This is a genomic window from Pyxidicoccus fallax (assembly GCF_012933655.1).
In the GTDB taxonomy this organism is placed as follows: Bacteria; Myxococcota; Myxococcia; order Myxococcales; family Myxococcaceae; genus Myxococcus; species Myxococcus fallax.
The window spans coordinates 1-1,080 of the sequence record NZ_JABBJJ010000719.1; the positions used below are offsets into that span (position 1 = coordinate 1).

At 75.6% G+C, this 1,080-nt stretch carries 2 protein-coding genes; both read left to right on the forward strand.

Translation table 11 applies throughout. The features are described from left to right. On the forward strand, positions 1-617 hold a 617-nt coding region (locus HG543_RS53785), incomplete at its 5' end, for a response regulator (RefSeq protein ID WP_169352691.1). After that, the coding region (locus tag HG543_RS53790; RefSeq protein WP_169352692.1) for a response regulator at positions 614-1,080 on the forward strand (467 nt) is incomplete at its 3' end. The genes HG543_RS53785 and HG543_RS53790, both read left to right, overlap by 4 nt.

Below are 1,080 nucleotides of genomic sequence, written 5' to 3' on the forward strand. Positions count from 1 at the left end.
GCCCCCGCCGGGGCGCGGTGGTGCTGGCCGCCGGCAGCGCCCGCGCCGCGCTCGTCGTGGACGAGGTGCTGTCCGAGCAGGAGGCCCTGGTGCGCGCCCTGGGTCCGCGCGTGCGCCGCGCCCGCCACGTGTCCGCGGCGGCGGTGCTGCCCGACGGGCGACTGTCGCTCCTGCTCAACCCCTTGTCCCTCGTGCGCGCGGCCGGAGGCCGGCCCTCCGCGTCCCTCTTCCCCACCCCGGCCGCCCAGCGGACGAGGCGGCGCGTGGTGCTGGCGGACGACTCGCCCACCACGCGCGCGTTGGAGCAGAACATCCTGGAGGGCGCCGGCTACGAGGTGGTGGCCTGCGCCGACGGCGCCGAGGCCTGGGAGCGGCTCCAGGCGCTCGGCGCGGACGCGCTGGTGCTGGACGTGGAGATGCCCCGCATGGACGGCTTCTCGCTCACCGAGGCCGTGCGCGCCTCCCCGCGCTTCTCGCGGCTGCCGGTGGTGCTCGTCACCGCGCGCGGGAAACCCGAGGACCGGGCACGCGGCCTCCAGGTGGGCGCCAGTGCCTACCTTGTGAAGAGCGCGTTCGACCCGACGAGCCTGCTGGAGACGCTGAGACGCCTGCTATGAGACCTGCCCCGTTGCGAATCGTCGTGGCCGAGGACTCGCCCACCGCCCGCCGCCTGCTGGTGGAAATCCTGCGCGCCGACCCCGGCCTCACCGTCGTCGGCGAGGCGAAGGACGGCGTGGAGGCGGTGGAGCTCACCCAGCGCCTCAAGCCCGACCTCGTCACCATGGACATCCAGATGCCGCGCCTGGACGGCCTGGAGGCCACCCGCCGCATCATGACGGAGGTGCCCACGCCCGTCGTCGTGGTCTCCACCCTCGTCGAGCGCGACATCCAGACCTCCATGGCCGCGCTGCGCGGCGGGGCGCTCGCCGTGCTCCAGAAGCCCGTGGGCCCCGAGTCGCCGGACTTCGACGCGGAGAGCCGCCGCCTGCGCGACACCCTCAAGGCCATGGCCGAGGTGAAGGTCGTCCGCCGCTGGCCCGAGCGCACCGCCGCGCCGCCCTCGCCTCCCGTGCCCACGCC